The 17,127-nt window shown below is 69.5% G+C and carries 15 protein-coding genes and 1 riboswitch; of the genes, 7 read left to right on the forward strand and 8 right to left on the reverse strand.

Annotated features, from left to right (window positions below; genetic code table 11):
* Nucleotides 1-54: 54 nt before the first annotated feature.
* The gene (gene glyA, locus AB4Y74_RS12390) at nt 55-1,380 is read right to left on the reverse strand and encodes a serine hydroxymethyltransferase (RefSeq protein WP_441799376.1); all 1,326 of its coding nucleotides are present in this window, start codon (nt 1,378-1,380) and stop codon (nt 55-57) included.
* 33 nt (nt 1,381-1,413) lie between these two features.
* A riboswitch (ZMP/ZTP riboswitch) is annotated at nt 1,414-1,512 on the reverse strand.
* A 145-nt stretch (nt 1,513-1,657) separates the two neighbouring features.
* On the opposite strand from glyA, the gene AB4Y74_RS12395 reads away from it, so the two are divergent.
* Complete coding sequence (locus AB4Y74_RS12395; protein ID WP_441799377.1) at nt 1,658-3,193, forward strand: family 20 glycosylhydrolase; 1,536 nt, start codon at nt 1,658-1,660, stop codon at nt 3,191-3,193.
* A gap of 6 nt (nt 3,194-3,199) precedes the next feature.
* On the opposite strand, the gene AB4Y74_RS12400 is transcribed toward AB4Y74_RS12395, so the two are convergent.
* The 4 genes from AB4Y74_RS12400 to AB4Y74_RS12415 form a co-directional block, all read right to left on the reverse strand.
* The gene (locus AB4Y74_RS12400; RefSeq protein ID WP_441799378.1) at nt 3,200-4,444 is read right to left on the reverse strand and encodes a hypothetical protein; all 1,245 of its coding nucleotides are present in this window, start codon (nt 4,442-4,444) and stop codon (nt 3,200-3,202) included.
* 83 nt (nt 4,445-4,527) lie between these two features.
* Nucleotides 4,528-5,421 carry a carbohydrate ABC transporter permease gene (locus AB4Y74_RS12405; RefSeq protein ID WP_441799379.1) on the reverse strand — a complete coding sequence of 298 codons (894 nt, stop codon included), beginning with the start codon at nt 5,419-5,421 and terminating at the stop codon, nt 4,528-4,530.
* Entirely contained in the window at nt 5,418-6,374 is a 957-nt protein-coding gene (locus tag AB4Y74_RS12410) for a carbohydrate ABC transporter permease (RefSeq protein ID WP_441799380.1), read from the reverse strand. The genes AB4Y74_RS12405 and AB4Y74_RS12410 overlap by 4 nt, the downstream gene beginning before the upstream one ends.
* 6 nt (nt 6,375-6,380) lie before the next feature.
* A complete protein-coding gene (locus AB4Y74_RS12415) occupies nt 6,381-7,622 on the reverse strand; it encodes an extracellular solute-binding protein (RefSeq protein WP_441799381.1) in 1,242 nt (413 codons plus the stop codon).
* Between the two features lie 363 nt (nt 7,623-7,985).
* Here AB4Y74_RS12415 and AB4Y74_RS12420 point away from each other — a divergent pair, with 363 nt between their 5' ends.
* Genes AB4Y74_RS12420 through nagA form a run of 6 tightly spaced genes read left to right on the forward strand, consistent with a single transcriptional unit; the run spans nt 7,986 to nt 13,635 of the window.
* Entirely contained in the window at nt 7,986-8,867 is an 882-nt protein-coding gene (locus AB4Y74_RS12420; RefSeq protein WP_441800449.1) for an SIS domain-containing protein, read from the forward strand.
* Between the two features lie 59 nt (nt 8,868-8,926).
* Nucleotides 8,927-9,886, forward strand: coding sequence for an ROK family protein (locus tag AB4Y74_RS12425; protein ID WP_441800450.1), 960 nt, complete (start codon nt 8,927-8,929; stop codon nt 9,884-9,886).
* Complete coding sequence (locus AB4Y74_RS12430; RefSeq protein ID WP_441799382.1) at nt 9,883-10,794, forward strand: 1-phosphofructokinase family hexose kinase; 912 nt, start codon at nt 9,883-9,885, stop codon at nt 10,792-10,794. Before AB4Y74_RS12425 ends, AB4Y74_RS12430 begins: the two co-directional genes overlap by 4 nt.
* Before the next feature lie 38 nt (nt 10,795-10,832).
* On the forward strand, nt 10,833-11,708 hold the full coding sequence (locus tag AB4Y74_RS12435; RefSeq protein ID WP_441799383.1) for a class II fructose-bisphosphate aldolase: 876 nt from the start codon (nt 10,833-10,835) through the stop codon (nt 11,706-11,708).
* A complete protein-coding gene (locus tag AB4Y74_RS12440) occupies nt 11,705-12,490 on the forward strand; it encodes a DeoR/GlpR family DNA-binding transcription regulator (RefSeq protein ID WP_441799384.1) in 786 nt (261 codons plus the stop codon). Before AB4Y74_RS12435 ends, AB4Y74_RS12440 begins: the two co-directional genes overlap by 4 nt.
* A complete protein-coding gene (gene nagA, locus AB4Y74_RS12445) occupies nt 12,487-13,635 on the forward strand; it encodes an N-acetylglucosamine-6-phosphate deacetylase (RefSeq protein WP_441799385.1) in 1,149 nt (382 codons plus the stop codon). Before AB4Y74_RS12440 ends, nagA begins: the two co-directional genes overlap by 4 nt.
* A gap of 87 nt (nt 13,636-13,722) precedes the next feature.
* Here nagA and AB4Y74_RS12450 read toward each other — a convergent pair whose 3' ends face one another.
* The 3 genes from AB4Y74_RS12450 to AB4Y74_RS12460 all read right to left on the reverse strand — a co-directional run bounded on the left by AB4Y74_RS12450 (nt 13,723) and on the right by AB4Y74_RS12460 (nt 17,101).
* Nucleotides 13,723-14,949, reverse strand: a complete 1,227-nt coding sequence (locus AB4Y74_RS12450; protein ID WP_441799386.1) for an MFS transporter — start codon at nt 14,947-14,949, stop codon at nt 13,723-13,725.
* 140 nt (nt 14,950-15,089) lie between these two features.
* A complete protein-coding gene (locus AB4Y74_RS12455) occupies nt 15,090-15,638 on the reverse strand; it encodes a cysteine hydrolase family protein (RefSeq protein WP_441799387.1) in 549 nt (182 codons plus the stop codon).
* Complete coding sequence (locus AB4Y74_RS12460) at nt 15,635-17,101, reverse strand: purine-cytosine permease family protein (RefSeq protein ID WP_441799388.1); 1,467 nt, start codon at nt 17,099-17,101, stop codon at nt 15,635-15,637. The genes AB4Y74_RS12455 and AB4Y74_RS12460 overlap by 4 nt, the downstream gene beginning before the upstream one ends.
* Nucleotides 17,102-17,127 lie beyond the last annotated feature (26 nt).

A 17,127-nucleotide genomic window follows, 5' to 3' on the forward strand; every position in this document is an offset into this window, starting at 1 on the left:
AACAGCGGATTAAGTGAGGAAGCGATTGGGGGGGGTGGGGGTGGGGGGTGGGGGTTAGATCGAGGAGGGGAGCTCTACGGGGAAGGCGTCCTGGCCGGAGGGGGTCAGGCCCGGGTAGAGGGGGAAGGCCGCGGTCAGGGCGTCGACGCGGGCGCGCAGGGCGCGGGTGTCGGCTCCGGGGCGCAGCGCGAGGGCGATAATGTCGGCCACCTCGGTGAACTCGGTGTCGCCGAAGCCGCGGGTCGCGAGCGCCGGGGTGCCGATGCGCAGGCCCGAGGTCACCATCGGCGGGCGGGGGTCGAACGGCACGGCGTTGCGGTTCACCGTGATGCCGACCTCGTGCAGCACGTCCTCCGCCTGCTGGCCGTCGAGCTCCGAGGTGCGGAGGTCGGCGAGGACCAGGTGGACGTCGGTGCCGCCGGTCAGGACGTCGACGCCGGCGGCGCGCGAGTCTTCAGCCGTCAGGCGTTCGGCGAGGAGCTGGGCCCCGCGGATCGTGCGGGCCTGGCGGTCCTTGAACTCCTCGGTCGCGGCCAGCTTGAACGCGGTCGCCTTCGCGGCGATCACGTGCATGAGCGGGCCGCCCTGCTGACCGGGGAAGACGTTCGAGTTGAGCTTCTTCGCGAGCTCCATGTCGCGGCTCACGATGAAACCGGAACGGGGTCCGCCGATGGTCTTGTGCACCGTCGAGCTGACGACGTCCGCGTGGGGAACGGGCGACGGGTGCAGCCCCGCGGCGACGAGACCGGCGAAGTGCGCCATGTCGACCCACAGCTTGGCGCCCACCTCGTCCGCGATCTCGCGGAAGGCGGCGAAGTCGAGCTGGCGCGGGTACGCGGACCACCCGGCGATGATGACCTGCGGCTTGTGCTCGAGGGCCTTGTCGCGCACGACGTTCATGTCGACGAGGAAGGACTCCGGGTCGACGCCGTACGAGACGGCGTTGTACAGCTTGCCCGAGAAGTTGAGCTTCATGCCGTGGGTGAGGTGGCCGCCGTGGGAGAGCTCCAGACCCAGGATGGTGTCGCCCGGCGTCGCGATGGCGGACAGCACTGCCGCGTTGGCGGAGGCGCCGGAGTGCGGCTGGACGTTGGCGTACTCCGCGCCGAACAGGGCCTTGGCCCGGTCGATGGCGAGCTGCTCGGCGATGTCTACATACTCGCAGCCGCCGTAGTAGCGGCGGCCGGGGTAGCCCTCCGCGTACTTGTTGGTGAGCACCGAGCCGACCGCTTCGAGCACGGCGCGGGGAACGAAGTTCTCGGAGGCGATCATCTCGAGGTAGTCGCGCTGGCGACCGAGCTCGAGCTGCAGCACCTCGGCGATCTCGGGGTCGACTTCCGCGAGAGGGGCAGTGAATGTGGAGGGCAACGTGTCGGTCAAAACCGGCTCCTTCGTACAGGGGTGGACCATCTGCGTATCGACCCAGGCGCGCGGCCGAATCCACCCGTGTTCAAGGAGGTTGCGTGTCGCTCCCCGATGGTGACCATCTGAGCGCCAGTTGCGACGAGGGCAAGCATAGCAAAGGGGGCTGCGCCGGGAACCCTTGCTCATAAGTTAGGACCCCTGCAATACTCGCTGTGGCCGACCCTCGTGGGGCGGGCGATGTCGGCCCTCCGCTCTCCTCCGATTTGTGTCGCCGATGCGTCAGGAGCCCCACATGGTCGTGCCTCGCCCTGTCCGCCTGGAATCCTCAGGCGATTCGTCGGATTCTGCGCCCTTCATCCTGTCCCCTTCCGCCCGGATCAGCGTCGCCGGTGCCGGTGCGGACGCGGTCGCCCGTCTGCTGCGCGCAGAACTCGCGTCGGACTGCGGGCGGGAGCCCGTCATCGTGGATGAGCCGCCCGCGTTCGGCGACATCGCGATCGTCATCGCACCGGGCGAGGGTCCGCACGAGGACGGGTCGGACAGCGCGGAGGGCTACACGCTGGAGGTGGCTGCCGAGGGCGTCCGCATCGGCGCGGCCACTCCGGCCGGCGCGTTCTGGGGCGTGCAGACGCTGCGTCAGCTGGTCCCCGCCTCCTGCGGAGGCGACGTGCTGACCATCGAGGCGGTGCGCGTCCACGACCACCCCCGCTACGCCTACCGCGGGGCGATGCTGGATGTGGCCCGCCACTTCTTCACGCCGGCCGAGGTGAAGCGGTTAATCGACGCCATCGCCCTGCTGAAGGTCAACCATCTCCACCTGCACCTGACGGACGACCAGGGGTGGCGCATCCACATCGAGTCGTGGCCCGAGCTGACCCGGGTCGGCGGGTCCACGGGAAGCGACGGGAGCCGCGGCGGCTTCTACACGCAGGCCGAGTTCCGCGAGCTCGTCGCCTACGCAGCCGAGCGCCACATCACCGTCGTCCCCGAGTTGGACATGCCGGGCCACACGAACGCCGCGCTGGCGTCGTATCCCGAGCTCAACCCGGACGGAGTCGCGCCGGCCTTGTACACCGGCGCGAACGTCGGCTTCAGCACCCTGCAAACCGCTGATGCGACCACGGAGCGGTTCGTACGTGACGTGGTCCGGGAGGTTGCGGCGCTGACCCCGGGCCCGTACCTGCACCTCGGCGGCGACGAGTGCCTCAGCACGACGGAGGCGGACTTCGCCCGATTCATGCGGGACGCTGCGCGGGTCGTCGCCGAGAACGGCAAGATCGCGATCGGCTGGCACGAGGTCGGCAAGGCCGACGGCCTCCCCGCCGGGATGGTCGGTCAGTACTGGGACTTCACCACCCCGCGCGGGCGAGCGGACGAGCTGGCGCTGGCCTTCGTCCGCGGCGGCGGTTCGGTCATCATGTCGCCGTCCGACGTCGCGTATCTGGACATCGTGTACGAGGAGGGCGACCCGATCGGCCAGGACTGGGCCGACGGGCCGACCAGCCTCCGCGATGCCTACGTGTGGGACCCTGCACGCATCGTTCCGGGGCTGGGTGACGCGCACATCCTGGGCGTGGAGGCTCCGCTGTGGACGGAGACGGTCACCAGCATCGAGGAGGCGGAGGAGATGGCGTTCCCGCGTCTCGCGGCCGTGGCCGAGATCGGCTGGTCGGCGGCCCCGGCTGACACCGATCCCGTGGAGAGCGTTCGCGATGTCACCGAGTTCGCCGAACGTCTCGCGAAGCTGGCCGAGCACTGGGACGCTGCCGGGACGCAGTACCGTCGGGTGCCCGAGGTCAGCTGGCCAGAGCCTGCGCGGTGGAGCTGAGCTGGCTCACGGGTAGCCGATGAACCAGAGCAGGACGATCGCGACCGGCTGCAACGCGACGCACGCGATGAGCGTGAACTTCCGCGCCCGGCGGTTGCGGGTGAGCCCGCGCGCCCCCGCCAACGGCGACAGCGGCAGCAGCAACCGGAAGAGGCTCTGCTGCGGCAGAAACACCGCGAACAGGTACAGTCCGTAGCTGACCCCGTAGGCGACCATATCGGTGCCGAGGGCCCGCACGGACGGCCGGGTCATCATCCAAGTGAAGGCGGCGACGATCCCGAGCACGATCAGCGCGCCAAGGATGCTGAGGTAGCGCCAGCTGAGCAGGAACCACGGGGTCAGCGGGATGAACGCGACCTTGCCGATGAAGCCTGTCCACCACGACAGTTCCGTGCTGACATACGCGTCGCCCGTGCCCGTCACCGCGGCCGCGATGATCGGCCACGACATCCCGGCCACGGCCATCACCACGCCGGACACGATCATGCTCAGCCGCTCACGCGGACGGAAACCCTCGCCGCCGCGGCGCGCCTGCACCATGCGGACGATCAGCACGATGGCGAGCGCCAGCGGCAGGGCGAGAGCGCCCGGCCGGGTGAACGCCGCTGCAACGCCGAAGGGCATCATCAGCCAGTAGCGCCGGTGGGTCATCGCGAGGAGTGCCGCGAACATCAGCAGGAAGAACAGACTCTCCGCATAGGCGATCTGGAGCACGAACGACAGCGGACCGAAGCAGAAGAACGCCGTCGCCCAGAACGCGCTCGACACCCCCGCCCGCGCCGCGACCAAACGGAACAGCACCACGCTGGCCGCCGCCCCGAACAGCATCGCGACCACGAATCCTGCCGGATAGAACGTCATCCCGGTCAGGAACATGACCGCGCGGACCACGATCGGGTACAGCGGGAGGAACGCCCAGGGGTTCTGCTGCACCGATCCGTCGCTGTCGAGCGGCAGCGACGTCGGGTACCCCTGCTCGACGATCTGCCCGTAGTACGCGGCGTCCCACGAGCCGGAGAACGTGAAGAACGTCGGGTCCATCAGCGGGCTCGAGTACGACCAGTGGCCGATGTTCGCCGCGATGAAGAGCGCCAGCATGAGCGTGGTCGTGAGCAGCCGGGACACGGCGTACAGGACGAGCACGGCGGCCCACCACGGGACCTCGCGCCCCGCGAAGCGGAGCCGGCGGGGAACCGACAGGGGGGCGGGTGTGAGAACCGACCTCCTGGTACTCGTCGTGCCCGCCGTCATCGTCCCATCCGTCTGCTCGTCCGCTGATTCGCCCCTTGGATGGTACTCGTGCGCGCTGCTGGTTGTGACCGCTTGTCTGAGCGCTACTTCACACTGCCCGCCGTCAGCCCGCCGACGAGCCGCTTCTCGATGAGCGCGAAGAGGATGACCACGGGGATGACGGCGACGACGGAGATCGCGAAGACGTACTGCCATGCCGCGTCGTACTGGCCGACGAACTTGGTGAGCGCGACCGACAGCGGCTGGTTGGCATCCGTCGACAGGATCACCAGGCTCGCCGCGAACTCGTTCCAGGAGGCGACGAAGGTGTAGATGATCGCCGTCACGATCCCGGGCCAGACCAGGGGCAGCTGCACCCGGAAGAGCACCGTCCACTTGCCTGCGCCATCCAGCTGGGCAGCTTCGTCGACCTCCTTGGGGACGCCGGCGAAGAAGGCGTGCATGATCCAGATGGCGAACGCGAGGTTGAAGGCCGCGTTCACCAGGATCATCGCCAGCCAGGTGTCGTTGATCCCGAGCGCCACCATCTCCTTGAAGAGTCCGGTGGCGAGCACGGTCGGCTGCAGCATCTGCGTGACGATGACCAGGAAGAGGAAGATCCCTCGACCGGGGAACCGGAATCGCGCCGTGTAGTACGCCGCGGGCACGCAGACGATGATGACGAGCACGGTGGCGAACACTGCGATCACGATCGTCGAGATCAGGTTGAACGGCAGCGGGGTCTCGGGAGTCGACCACATCGTGATGTAGTTCTCGGGATGCCACTGCTCGGGCAGGTAGGTCGGCGGGACAGCGAGGATGTTGTTCCTGCTCTTGAACGAGCCGATCAGCATGATCAGGTACGGCGCGATGAAGACCAGGGCGATGACGATCCCGGCGAGCACCCGGAGGGGCGTGCGCCAGGAGCGGGAGCGTCGCGAGCGGCCCGGGCGGGCGGCCGGGGCGCCCGCGATCAGAGTGGGGGCGGGCGCAGTCATGAGACCTCCTTCATCGGCTTCACGATCCAGAGGTAGAGAGCGACGACGACCAGCACGATCAGGAAGTTGATCACGCTGAGCGCGCTGGAGAGGTCGATCCGCTGCTCGTTCTGCAGCAGCTTGAACACGTAGGTGGTCGTCGTGTCCGCCTTGTATCCGGGGATGGATCCGGTCATGAGTTTGAGGATCGGGAGCGAGTTGAACACGTTGATGATGTTGATCAGCGTTGCGAGCGCGATGGCCCCGCGGAGGTTGGGCAGGGTGACGCTGAAGTAGGAGCGTGTCGCGCTCGCGCCGTCCATTTTCGCCGCCTCGAGCATGTCGCCCGGGATGCCGGCGAGTCCCGCCAGGATCGTGTACGTCGTGAACGGCAGCGACACGAACACCGCGATGCCGATCGACGAGATGAACGCCGGGATCGGCTCCTTCGTGAAGCCGAAGGGCTCCGCGAGCAGGTGGATGTCGACCAGGAACTTGTTGATGATCCCGTAGAAGGGGTCGAGGCCGTAGACGAAGACGGTCGTGGTCATCACGACGCTCGCCGCCCACGGCACGATGATCGCCATCCGCACCCAGCGTCGGCCGGGGAAGTTGGTGTTGAGGAACTGCGCGAGGGCCAGGGAGATGACGACGGTGATGACGACCACCGACACGACCCAGACGAGGGTGTTCAGCAGGATGCCCGGGACCTCCGGGCGCGACAGCACCGTGACGTAGTTCTGCAGGCCGACGGATCCGTGGTCGATGCCCGCGAGGGAGATCTTCCTGGTGGAGTTGTAGACCATGTATCCGGCGGGGAACAGGACGATGCCGAAGATCAGGATGAGGGCGGGCAGGGTCCACGGCACGGCTCGCCAGAGGTCGGTCGCACGCCCGTTGGGCTTGGGGGACGCCCCGCGGCGGGGACGGCCGGTGGCCGCCCCCGCGCGAGTCGCTTCAGTGGTGCTGGTCATCCGGGACTACTGGCCGTCGGCCTTCGCCTGGATGGTCTTCAGCAGGTCTTCGGGCTTGGCGCCCTGACCGAGCTGACCGATCTGGCTCTGGATCGCGCCTTGCGCGGCGGACCAGTTCGGGTTGGTGGACGGGTAGAACTTGGCGTTCGGCAGCAGGTCGAGGAACGGCTTGATGGTCTCGTCGGAGCCCATCACATCCGCACCGGACTTGGTGGTCGGCAGGAAGCCCTCCGCCTTGACCCACTTGGTGTAGACGTCCTTCGAGTAGAAGTAGTCGAGGAACTTCTTGATCGACGCCGTCTTGTCCGTCTTGTTCTTGAAGGCCATCAGGTGGTCGGCGACCCCCAGGGTGAACGGCGAGCCGTCCTTGGTCGGGATCGGCGCGATGCCGTACTGGAGCGACGGGTTCTTGTCCTTCAGCTGGCCGACTGTCGGCGGAAGGCCGACCTGCATGCCGAGCTGACCCTGGATGAAGACGTTCAGCAGCGGCGTGCGGTTGGTCGAACCGGGGTTCGGCTCCGTGAAGCCCTGGTTGATGATCTTCTGCATCTCGGTCGCGCCGGCGACGTTCTCCGGGCTGTCGATCGTCAGCTTCTTGGCGTCGCCGTATCCTCCGCCGGCACCGTAGAACCAGATCGCGGTCTCGGCCTGGGCCTCTTCGCTGCCGAGCGGCATGCCGTACGGGGTGACGCCGACGGCCTTGAGCTTGGCGGCGTCCTCCTCGAACTCCGCCCACGTCTTCGGCGGAGCAGAGATCCCGGCCTTGGAGAAGTCGTCCTTGTTGTAGAACAGACCGCGGGCCGAGGCGATGAACGGGAGCCCGTACTGGGTGCCGTCGATGCTGGCGTTCTTCTTGAAGGCGTCCTGGAAGTCGTCGAGCGTGGACGCCGAGACGATGTCCTTCGCCGGGTAGAGCAGATCGTCGGCGGCGAAGCCGGCGAAAGCGTCGATGTTCAGGATGTCGGGCTGCTTCTGGGCCTGGATGCGCGTCTTGATGACGTTGTTGATGTCGGTCCAGGATTCGACGTCGAGGTTGACCTTGATGTCGCTGTTCTTGGCCTCGAAGTCCTTGATGATCTGCTGCCATTCGGCCTTGGTGTTGTCCGAGTAGCTGGCGACCATCAGGTCGAGCGACTGCGCGCCTCCGGACGACCCGCCGGACCCGCCGCTGAAGCCGCAGGACGCGAGCGTCAAGGTGGCGACCGCCGCTGTCGCGACCGCCGCTCCCCACCGCAGTGACTTGTTCATTGACTTCCTCACTTCTTGAAGGGAAAAACACGAACCGTCACTGCTGGTGGTGCCTGCGCGACGATGCGTAGCTGTTTGATGCTTAGTGATTTGTTTCCGCTCGAAACAAGCACTTGCACTCAATGGATGATCGAAAGCATGGCGCTTGCGGGCCTCCGCGTCAAGGACAAAGCGAGAGATCGTTACATGGCGTTTACACCAGGGCGCGGTGTGGCCGAGATCCGCGAACGAAACGATTGAACATGATTACTAGACACAGCGTTCGATCATCAGCGATCATTGGCAGCGAGCAACCATGCATCGACTTGCCACAACGCCGAACAGGAGCGACCAGTGACGCACGCATCTCCCGCAGGGGCCTACATGGAGGCCGAGCTGCGCTCCCAGCCCGAGACCTGGGCCACCGCAGCCGGCCTCCGGGATGAGCAGGCGCAGCTTCCGGCCGCGGGCCAGCGGATCGCCGTGGTCGGCTGCGGGACATCGTGGTTCATGGCGCAGTCGTACGCCGCCCTGCGCGAGGCGGCCGGACACGGTGTGACGGATGCGTTCGCCGCGTCCGAAGCACCGGTGCTCGATCGCGATTACGACGCGATCGTCGCGATCACCCGCTCCGGCACGACGACCGAGGTGCTCGAGCTGCTCGACCAGTTGCGCACCGCGGGCAGCCGCGCACGGACGGTCGGCATCGTCGGCGACCCGGAGACGCCCCTCGTCGATCTGGTCGACACGGCCATCCGCCTCCCCTTCGCCGACGAGCAGTCCGTCGTACAGACGCGATTCGCGACGACCGCGCTCGCGCTGGTCCGCGCCTCCCTCGGGCACGACCTCGCCCCGGCGATCGACCAGGCCGCGGCCGCGCTCGAGGAGGAGTTGGATGACGAGCTCGTCTCGGCCGAGCAGTACGCGTTCCTGGGCGCCGGATGGACGGTCGGGCTCGCCCACGAGGCGGCCCTCAAGATGCGCGAGGCGTCGCAGTCGTGGACCGAGTCCTACCCCGCCAAGGAGTACCGGCACGGCCCGCTCGCGATCGCAGCCCCCGGTCGTGTCACCTGGATGCTGGGCGAGGCGCCCGCCGGGCTCTCCGGCGATCTCGCCGTGACCGGAGTCCGCTTCGAGGATGGCGCGATCGACGGGATGGCCGATCTGGTCCGTGCCCAGCGCGTCGCGCTCGCGCGCGCCCGCCGCCTCGGACTCGACCCGGACAGCCCGCGCAACCTGACCCGATCGGTGATCCTCCCCTCGTGAGCCTCGATCCCATTCGCCTGCCGGCCCCGGCCGCCGCCCTGCTCGGGAGTGGCGCACCGGTGCTGGCCTTCGACGTCGGCGGAACCGACACGAAGGCCGCCCTCGTGGATGGCGACGGCCGCCTGGTGCAGGTCGTCCGCATCCCGACGCCTCACGCGGATGCGGCCACCGGCGAGGCCGTGGTGGACGCGATCGCCGGACTGGCCACGCGGTTCGCCGCCGAGCATCCCGAGATCGTCCCCCAGGCGGCCGGGCTGCTGGTCCCGGGTCACGTCGACGACGACGCCGGGATCGGAGTGTTCGCGGAGAACCTGGGCTGGCGCGACTTCCCGTTCCGCGCCCGCGCGGAAGACGCTCTCGGGCTGCCCGTCTCCTTCAGTCACGACGTGCGCGGCGCCGGCGAGGCCGAGCACCGGCTCGGCGCCGCCGCCCCCTACCGCGACGTCGTGGTCATGGCGATCGGCACGGGGATCGCCGGCGCCATCTTCGTGGACGGCCGCCTGTACACAGGCGGCGGCATGGCCGGCGAGATGGGTCACTCCCGTGTCGCCGACGGTCCCGTCTGCGCCTGCGGCGGCGTCGGCTGCCTGGAGGCGGTCGCCTCGGCGGCCGCGATCGCGCGCCGATACAACGCCCTGACCGGGGCCGCGTTGCCCGGTGCGCGGGAGGTCCTGCAGCGTGCCGAAGGCGGGGATGCGGCCGCTCGCCAGGTCTGGGACTCCGCCATCGACGCGCTCGCCCTCGACCTGTCGCACACCGTCGCACTCCTCGCACCGGAGGCCATCGTGATCGGCGGCGGCCTGGCGCAGGCCGGGCCCGCGCTGTTCGGGCCGCTCGCGGAGAAGCTGGACAGCATCCTCACGTTCCACCGCCGCCCGGTGCTGCTTCCGGCGAGCATCGGCGAGAACGCGGGTGTCATCGGTGCGGCTCTGCGCGCCCGGGACCTGCTCGCCGCGACCGCCGCGCCGGTCGCGGCGCCAGATGCCGTCGCAGCGTCCACGGGCGAGAGGACCGCATGATCCTCACCATCACCCCGAATCCGGCACTCGACCTGACGTATCGCGTCCCCGCACTGCAGCCCGGGGAGACGCATCGCGCCGCGGCCCCGTCGGTGCGAGCCGGTGGCAAAGGACTCAACGTCGCACGCGTCATCGCGCAGACCGGCGGCCCGGCCTTCGCGCTGACCACGGCCGGCGGCCCCTCCGGCCTGCGGCTGGCGGACGATCTGGAGGCGTCCCACCTGCCTGCCGAGCTGATCCCGGTCGCCTCCCCCACCCGCAGCAGCGTCGCGATCGTCGACGAGACCTCAGGCGAGACGACGGTCATCAACGAGACCGGCGGGGCGCTCACGGCCGCCGAGTGGATCGCACTGAGGGATGCCGCGACGCGCCTCGCCGTCCCCGCGACCTGCCTCGTGGGCTCGGGGAGCCTCCCGCCGGACGCGCCGGACACGTTCTATGCGGACGTGGTCGCGATCGCCACGGCACGCGGCCTGCCCAGCGTGATCGACGGTGTCGGCATGGCCCTGCTGCTCGCAGCCGAGGCCGGCGCCCGCGTCGTCAAGCCGAACCGTCGGGAGCTCGCCGAGACGACCGGGCACGACGACCCGGTTGCCGGAGCCCGCCTGCTGCTCGACGCCGGAGCCGGGCTGGTCCTGGTCTCCCTCGGCGCCGACGGGATGCTGGCGGTGCCTCGCGTCGGCGAGCCGCTGCACGCCCGCCTCCCGAAGCCGCTCAGCGGCAACGCGACCGGTGCCGGAGATGCGGCCGTGGCCGCGGTCGCGACCCTACTCGCCGCCGGAACCGACGACCCTGCCGCCCTGCTCCGCCGGGCCACTGCCTGGTCGGCCGCCGCAGTGCTCGCACCGCTCGCCGGCGAGCTCGACCCCTCCTATCCGGAGCTCGAGGCACGCCTCGTGACCGGCTGACCACCCCGTCCACCCGTTACGCCGACTCCGGAGCCGCCATGCCTCTCGTCCCCACCGCCGACCTGCTGCACGCCGCGGTCGGACACCGCACGGGCCTCGCCGCGTTCAACGTCATCCAGCTGGAGACGGCCGAGGCACTCGTCGACGCGGCCGAGCAGACCGGCCTCCCCGTCATCCTGCAGATCTCGCAGAACTGCGTCGCCTATCACGGGTCGCTGGAGCCGATCGCTGCGGCCACCCTCGCGCTGGCGCGGGAGTCGACGGCGCACGTCGCGGTCCACCTCGACCATGCCGAGGACGAGCAGCTGGCCCGGCGGGCGGTCGAGGCCGGGTTCGGCTCGGTCATGTTCGACGGGTCGACCCTCGACTACGAGCACAATGTGGCGGCGACGGTTCGGGTCGTCGAGCACGCCCACGCCAACGACGTACTGGTGGAGGCCGAACTCGGCGAGATCGGCGGCAAGGACGGCGCCCACGCTCCCGGTGTCCGCACCGACCCGGCGGAGGCCCGGCGATTCGTCGAGGAGACCGGCGTCGACGCCCTCGCGGTGGCCGTCGGCAGCTCGCACGCGATGACCGAACGCACGGCGGCGCTCGACCTCGACCGCATCGCCCAGCTGCGACACGCCGTGCCCGTTCCGCTGGTCCTGCACGGGTCCAGCGGGGTGGCGGATGAGACCATCGAGCAGGCGATCCGTGCAGGGATCACCAAGGTCAACGTCTCCACCCACCTCAACCGGTTCTTCACGGACGCGATCCGGGCGTACCTCACCGCGCATCCCGAGGCGGTGGATCCGCGCAAGTATGTGCGGGAAGGACGGCGCGCGGTGACGGCGGAGGCGGCACGTCTGATGACCCTGTTCGACGTGGCGGGCCACGGCGGAGCACGCGGAACGGAGACGGGACACCGATGAACAGAGCTGAGCGGCTCAACGCCGTCCTCGACCTCCTCGCGGAGGCCGGCCAGGTCGAGGTGGACGACATCGTCGTCAAGCTGGACGTCTCGGCGGCGACCGCGCGGCGCGACCTCGACGCGCTCGCGTCCCAGCAGCTGCTCACCCGGACGCGCGGCGGCGCGATCGGCCAGTCCGTCGCCTACGATCTGCCCATCCGGTACAAGCGCGAGCAGCACGCCCCCGAGAAGCTGCGGATCGCGCAGGCGGCGAGCGCCCTCGTCCCCCGCGGCGCGGTCGTCGGACTGTGCGGCGGCACGACCAGCACCGCGGTCGCAACCGTCCTCGGTTCACGTCCCGACTTGATGGAGCCGTCGCCGCATACGAGCCTCACCGTCGTGACCAACGCCATCAACATCGCCGCACAGCTCGTCATGCGCCCGCAGATCAAGACCGTGGTGACCGGCGGGGTCGTGCACGCCCGCTCGTACGAACTGGTCGGGCCGTACAGCGACGTGGTGCTGGAGAAGATCACGATGGACATCGCCTTCATCGGCGTCAACGGCATCGACCCGATCGTCGGCGCCACAGTGCACGACGAGGGCGAGGCGAGCGTGAACTCCCTGATGGCGCGCCGGGCCACGCGTGCCGTCGTCGTCGCCGACTCGTCGAAGATCGGGCGCAAGGCCTTCGCCACCCTCGGCGGCCCGAAACTGCTCACCACCCTGATCACCGACGAGGGGATCACCGCGGACCAGCGGGCCGCCTTCGTCGATCAGGGGTTCGAGGTGATCGTCGCGTGAGCGGCGACCACCTCATCCACTCGGCACGGCTGGTCGACGGCGGGACCGTCGTCGATGACGGCTGGGTGCGCTTCGCGAACCGGGCCGTCGTGGCGGTCGGCTCTGGGCCGTCGTGGCGGTCGGAGCCGACCGTGCCGACGACGGACGCCGGCGGCGCGTGGCTCACGCCCGGCTTCGTCGACATCCACGTGCATGGTGGAGGCGGTGCAAGCTTCGACGAGGGTGCCGAGGCGATCGGGCGGGCACTCGACCTGCATCGGCGACACGGGACCACCCGTTCGGTGATCTCGCTGGTCACCGCAGCTGTCCCCGACCTGGCCGGGCGCGTGCGCGAGATCGCGGGGCTGACCCGGTCCGACCCGCGCATCCTGGGCTCGCACCTGGAGGGTCCCTTCCTCGACGTCGGCCACAAGGGCGCCCACGACCCCACGCTGCTGCACGCCGCGACGCGCGCTGAAATCGACGCGCTAATGGATGCGGCGGACGGCACTCTGCGCCATATCACGCTCGCGCCCGAGCTGCCCGGTGGGATGGACGCGGTGCGCGCGTTCTCGGAAGCCGGTGTCGCCGTGGCGGTCGGGCACACCGCCGCCGACTACGAACAGGCGCTGGCCGCCTTCGACGCCGGGGCGCGCATCCTCACGCACGCCTTCAACGCCATGCCCGGCGTGCACCACCGTGCCCCCGGCCCCGTGGCGGCAGCGACGCGGACCCCCGGCGTGACCCTCGAGATCGTCAACGACGGCGTGCACGTGCACCCGGAGGTGGTGCGAATGACGTTCGCCTCGGCACCGGGACGGATCGCACTGGTCACCGACGCCATGGCGGCCGCGGGCTCCGCCGACGGCGACTACCTGCTCGGCTCACTCGAGGTCGAGGTGCGCGACGGCGTCGCCCGGCTGGCCGGCGGCGGCTCGATCGCGGGGTCGACCCTCACCCTCGACGACGCGCTGCGGCGTGCGGTGCTGGAGGTCGGCATCCCCGTCCCGGAGGCGGTGCGCGCGCTCACGGAGACCCCGGCCGCCGCCATCGGCCGGGGCGCGGACGTCGGGCGGCTGGCACCCGGCTACGCGGCGGACGCCGTCCTGCTCGACGACGACTTCCGCGTGCGGCAGGTCTGGAGCGACGGCTCGCCGGTCCTCTGAGCGGGGCCGGTATCCGGTGGTCCGGACATGCCGTTGCGGTCTCGCCATAACGGCGAATCGGGACCACTCGTTCGCCGCTCGGCGCGATCAGGCGGCGGTGATGTCGCGCTGGCGCGTCATCCGCCCCACCACCATGACGAGCACGATGGACACCACCAGCAGCCCGACGTAGCACCACGGCAGCAGCATCAGGCCGCCCGCGTCGAAGATCAGGGCGCCGACCAGCGCTCCCCCGCCGATCCCGATGTTGAAGAAGGTCGTGTAGAGGGCGCTCGCGGTGTCGCGGAAGGCCGCGGACGACGTGTGGAGCAGGCGGGTCTGCAGCAGCGGCGGGAGCGCGCCGAAAGCGAGTCCCCACAGCAGGAAGGCGATCAGCGCGGGGACGGGCTGGAAGGCGAACACGGCGAGGGCCGCTACGGCCACACCCGTGATGAGCAGAGCCAGGATCAGCCCCAGCTGCGGACGCGGACCGAGCACCGAACCGGCCAGCAGGAGTCCGCCCGCACCGGCGATCCCGTAGACGAACAGCAGCGCGCCGACGTTACCCGCCGGGATGCCCATGGGCCCGGTCAGGAAGGGGACGACGAATGTGTAGAAGGCGTAGTGGCCGACCATCGTGACCGCCGCGATCAGGCAGACCATGACGACGGCCGGGATGGTGCGGTCGCGCGGCTTCGGGACGGAACGATCGCGGCGCCGCGTGCCCACCGCGTCCGCCTCGCGTTCCACCGCCGGCAGCAGCTTCCAGATGACGACGGCACCGACCATCATCAGGGCGGCGAGCAGCCCGAACGACAGCCGCCAGCCGAACAGGTGACCCGCGAACGTGCCCAGCGGCACACCCAGGACGAACGCGAGTGTGCCGCCGCCCAACGTGAGGGAGACGGCGCGGCCGATCTGCTCCTTCGGCACGAGATGCCCGGCATACGCGCCGACGATCGACCAGAACATGCCGTGCGCGACGCCGCCCAGGATGCGCGAGCCCACCACGAACTCGTAGGTCGGCGCGATGGCGGTGAGCGCGTTCGAGATGCCGAGCACGACCAGGATGCCGATCAGCAGTCCGTGCCGCGGCCAGCGCTTGGTCAACGCCGTCAACGGGGTGCTGGTCACCACGACGGTGAACGCGAAAACGGTGACGAGCAGCCCGATCTGGGCCTCGCTCACACCCAGCGAGGAGCTCATGTCCGGCAGCAGGCCGGTCGGGATCATCTCGCTGGTGACCGAGAGGAAGGTGGCGGCGGCGAGGGCGATCAGCCCCGTCCAGGGGAATTTCGGCGCAACGGGCACCGGGGTCGTCGAAGTGGAGGTCATACGGGTCTGTCCAACGGACGGCGTTCCCCAGCCATTCCGCCGCGACGAACGGCGACCGAGAATACGGAGGGAATGACGGGTCGACTACGCGCTGATGTGCGCGCCCAGGGCCGAGCGGGAACCGTCGACCAGGGACGATTCTACCCGAGGCCGCCCAGGACGGAAGCGCTGTCGGTGACCTCGATGAGCGGTGCGTACAGCGCCATGGCGTCCAGCGCGCGCTGGTGGTCGGCATCCGACAGCCCGGCGCACGCGTCGGCGGCCACCCGGATGCGCACCCCGGCGTCCGCCGCCCCGAGTGCGGTGCTCAGGACGCAGCAGTCGGTCGAGACGCCGGCGAGCACCACATCCTGCGACCCTCGCAGAGCCGCGCGCAGCTGGGCACCCCACTTGCCGAACGTCGGTTCGCTCACCACCGGATGGCCGGTGCCGCGAAACGCCAGCACCAGGTCGTAGATGGGGTCGTCGGACGGGACCAACGCGAACGGCCACTGCTCGTAGTACGGCACCCACGCGCCCTCGGGCCGCTCCGGCGCCACGAAGCGGGTGAACACGACGCGGTCGCCGAATGCCGGCACCATCCCGGCGATCACCGCCTCCGCCTCCGCGAACTTCGGTGTGAACCACTGGCTGGCCGGGTTGCCGAAGACCTGCTGCATGTCGACGACGACGAGAGTGGGACCGCTCATCGCTCCTCCTGACGACGCACGGCGTTGCGCGAGAACAGCAGGGTGCCGAGGTACCCGATCACCAGCGCGACGAGAACGCCCAGGTTCGCGAACGCCCAGTCGCCCTGCTTACCGCCGAACGGCCCGAGCAGGTAACCCTGCCAGCTGAGCCACCCCGCATACGTGTTCGTGACCAGGCCCCAGCCGATCACGGTCCCGATGACGATGAGGGCGATCGGGAGCCAATTGACCGCCCCGTACCGGCCGCGCCGGTCGTAGAGGTCGGCCTCGGCGTAGTCCCGCTTACGAAGTTGGATGTCGGCGACGAAGATGCCGCACCAGGCCGCGATCGGAACGCCCAGCGTGATCAGGAAGCCCTGGAACGGGCCGATGAAGTCGGTGGCCACGAACACGACGTAGACGGCTCCGGCCGTCATGATGACGCCGTCGATCCCGGCCGCCACGTAGCGAGGGACCCGGACGCCGACGCTGAGCAGCGCAAGCCCGGACGAGTAGATGTCGAGCACGGCACCGCCCACGAGCCCGAGCACGGCGACGATCACGAACGGCACCAGGAACCAGGTGGGGAGCAGCGACGCGAGCGCACCGATCGGGTCCGCGCCGATCGCGTCGCTGAGCTTGGACGATGATCCCGCCAGCAGCACGCCGAAGATCAGCAGGATGACCGGCGCGAGCGACGAGCCGAACGTCGTCCAGCCGACAACAGCGCCGCTGCGGGAAGACCGGGGAAGGTAGCGCGAGTAGTCGGCGGCCGCGTTCACCCAGCCGAGGCCGAACCCGGTCAGCATGAACACGAACCCGCCGATCACGTGCGGGGCGTCGCCCGCAGGCAGCGCAGCGACCGCACCGAGGTCGATGTGGTTCAGAACCAGCAGGATGTACACGACGGTGAGGACGCCGGTCACGATCGTGATGATCATCTGCATCCGCATGATCAGGTGGAAACCGATCACGCCGCCCACGATCACCAGCGCCACCACCACGATCAACGCCACGAGCTTCGTGACGACGCCGCCCTCCCAGCCCAGCTGCTCGAAGACGGTGGCCGTTGCCAGCGCCGCGAGCGACACCAGCACGGTCTCCCATCCGACCGTCAGCAACCAGGAGAGGAACGAGGGGACACGGTTGCCCTCGACGCCGAATACGGCCCGGCTGAGCACCATGGTGGGCGCCGAACCGCGCTTCCCGGCGAGCGCGATGATCCCGCAGAGCAGGAACGACGCGACGATCCCGACGACGCCGACGATCGTCGCCTGCCAGAACGAGATGCCGAAGCCGAGCAGGAACGACCCGTAGCTGAGCCCGAAGACGGACACGTTCGCGCCGAACCACGGCCAGAAGAGGTCGCGGGGGCGCCCTTTCCGTTCGTCCTCATGGATGGTGTTGAGCCCGTTCAGCTCGACGTTGAAGGCGGATGCCGCGCCCGAACGGGTGTCTGGCGCATCCTCACCGGTGCTGGTCATGCACCGATCGTCGTGCACCGGCGGGC

The sequence above is a fragment of the Leifsonia sp. RAF41 genome, assembly GCF_052114085.1.
Lineage (GTDB): Bacteria > Actinomycetota > Actinomycetes > Actinomycetales > Microbacteriaceae > Leifsonia.

Bases quoted from the DNA above. Each gene is read 5' to 3' on its own strand.
- AB4Y74_RS12405 (WP_441799379.1), bottom strand. From the start codon at position 5,421: ATGACTGCGCCCGCCCCCACTCTGATCGCGGGCGCCCCGGCCGCCCGC.
- AB4Y74_RS12455 (WP_441799387.1), bottom strand. From the start codon at position 15,638: ATGAGCGGTCCCACTCTCGTCGTCGTCGACATGCAGCAGGTCTTCGGC.
- AB4Y74_RS12460 (WP_441799388.1), bottom strand. From the start codon at position 17,101: ATGACCAGCACCGGTGAGGATGCGCCAGACACCCGTTCGGGCGCGGCA.
- AB4Y74_RS12420 (WP_441800449.1), top strand. From the start codon at position 7,986: ATGGAGGCCGAGCTGCGCTCCCAGCCCGAGACCTGGGCCACCGCAGCC.
- AB4Y74_RS12440 (WP_441799384.1), top strand. From the start codon at position 11,705: ATGAACAGAGCTGAGCGGCTCAACGCCGTCCTCGACCTCCTCGCGGAG.
- AB4Y74_RS12435 (WP_441799383.1), top strand. From the start codon at position 10,833: ATGCCTCTCGTCCCCACCGCCGACCTGCTGCACGCCGCGGTCGGACAC.
- AB4Y74_RS12415 (WP_441799381.1), bottom strand. From the start codon at position 7,622: ATGAACAAGTCACTGCGGTGGGGAGCGGCGGTCGCGACAGCGGCGGTC.
- AB4Y74_RS12395 (WP_441799377.1), top strand. From the start codon at position 1,658: ATGGTCGTGCCTCGCCCTGTCCGCCTGGAATCCTCAGGCGATTCGTCG.
- AB4Y74_RS12450 (WP_441799386.1), bottom strand. From the start codon at position 14,949: ATGACCTCCACTTCGACGACCCCGGTGCCCGTTGCGCCGAAATTCCCC.
- AB4Y74_RS12400 (WP_441799378.1), bottom strand. From the start codon at position 4,444: ATGACGGCGGGCACGACGAGTACCAGGAGGTCGGTTCTCACACCCGCC.
- AB4Y74_RS12430 (WP_441799382.1), top strand. From the start codon at position 9,883: ATGATCCTCACCATCACCCCGAATCCGGCACTCGACCTGACGTATCGC.
- AB4Y74_RS12410 (WP_441799380.1), bottom strand. From the start codon at position 6,374: ATGACCAGCACCACTGAAGCGACTCGCGCGGGGGCGGCCACCGGCCGT.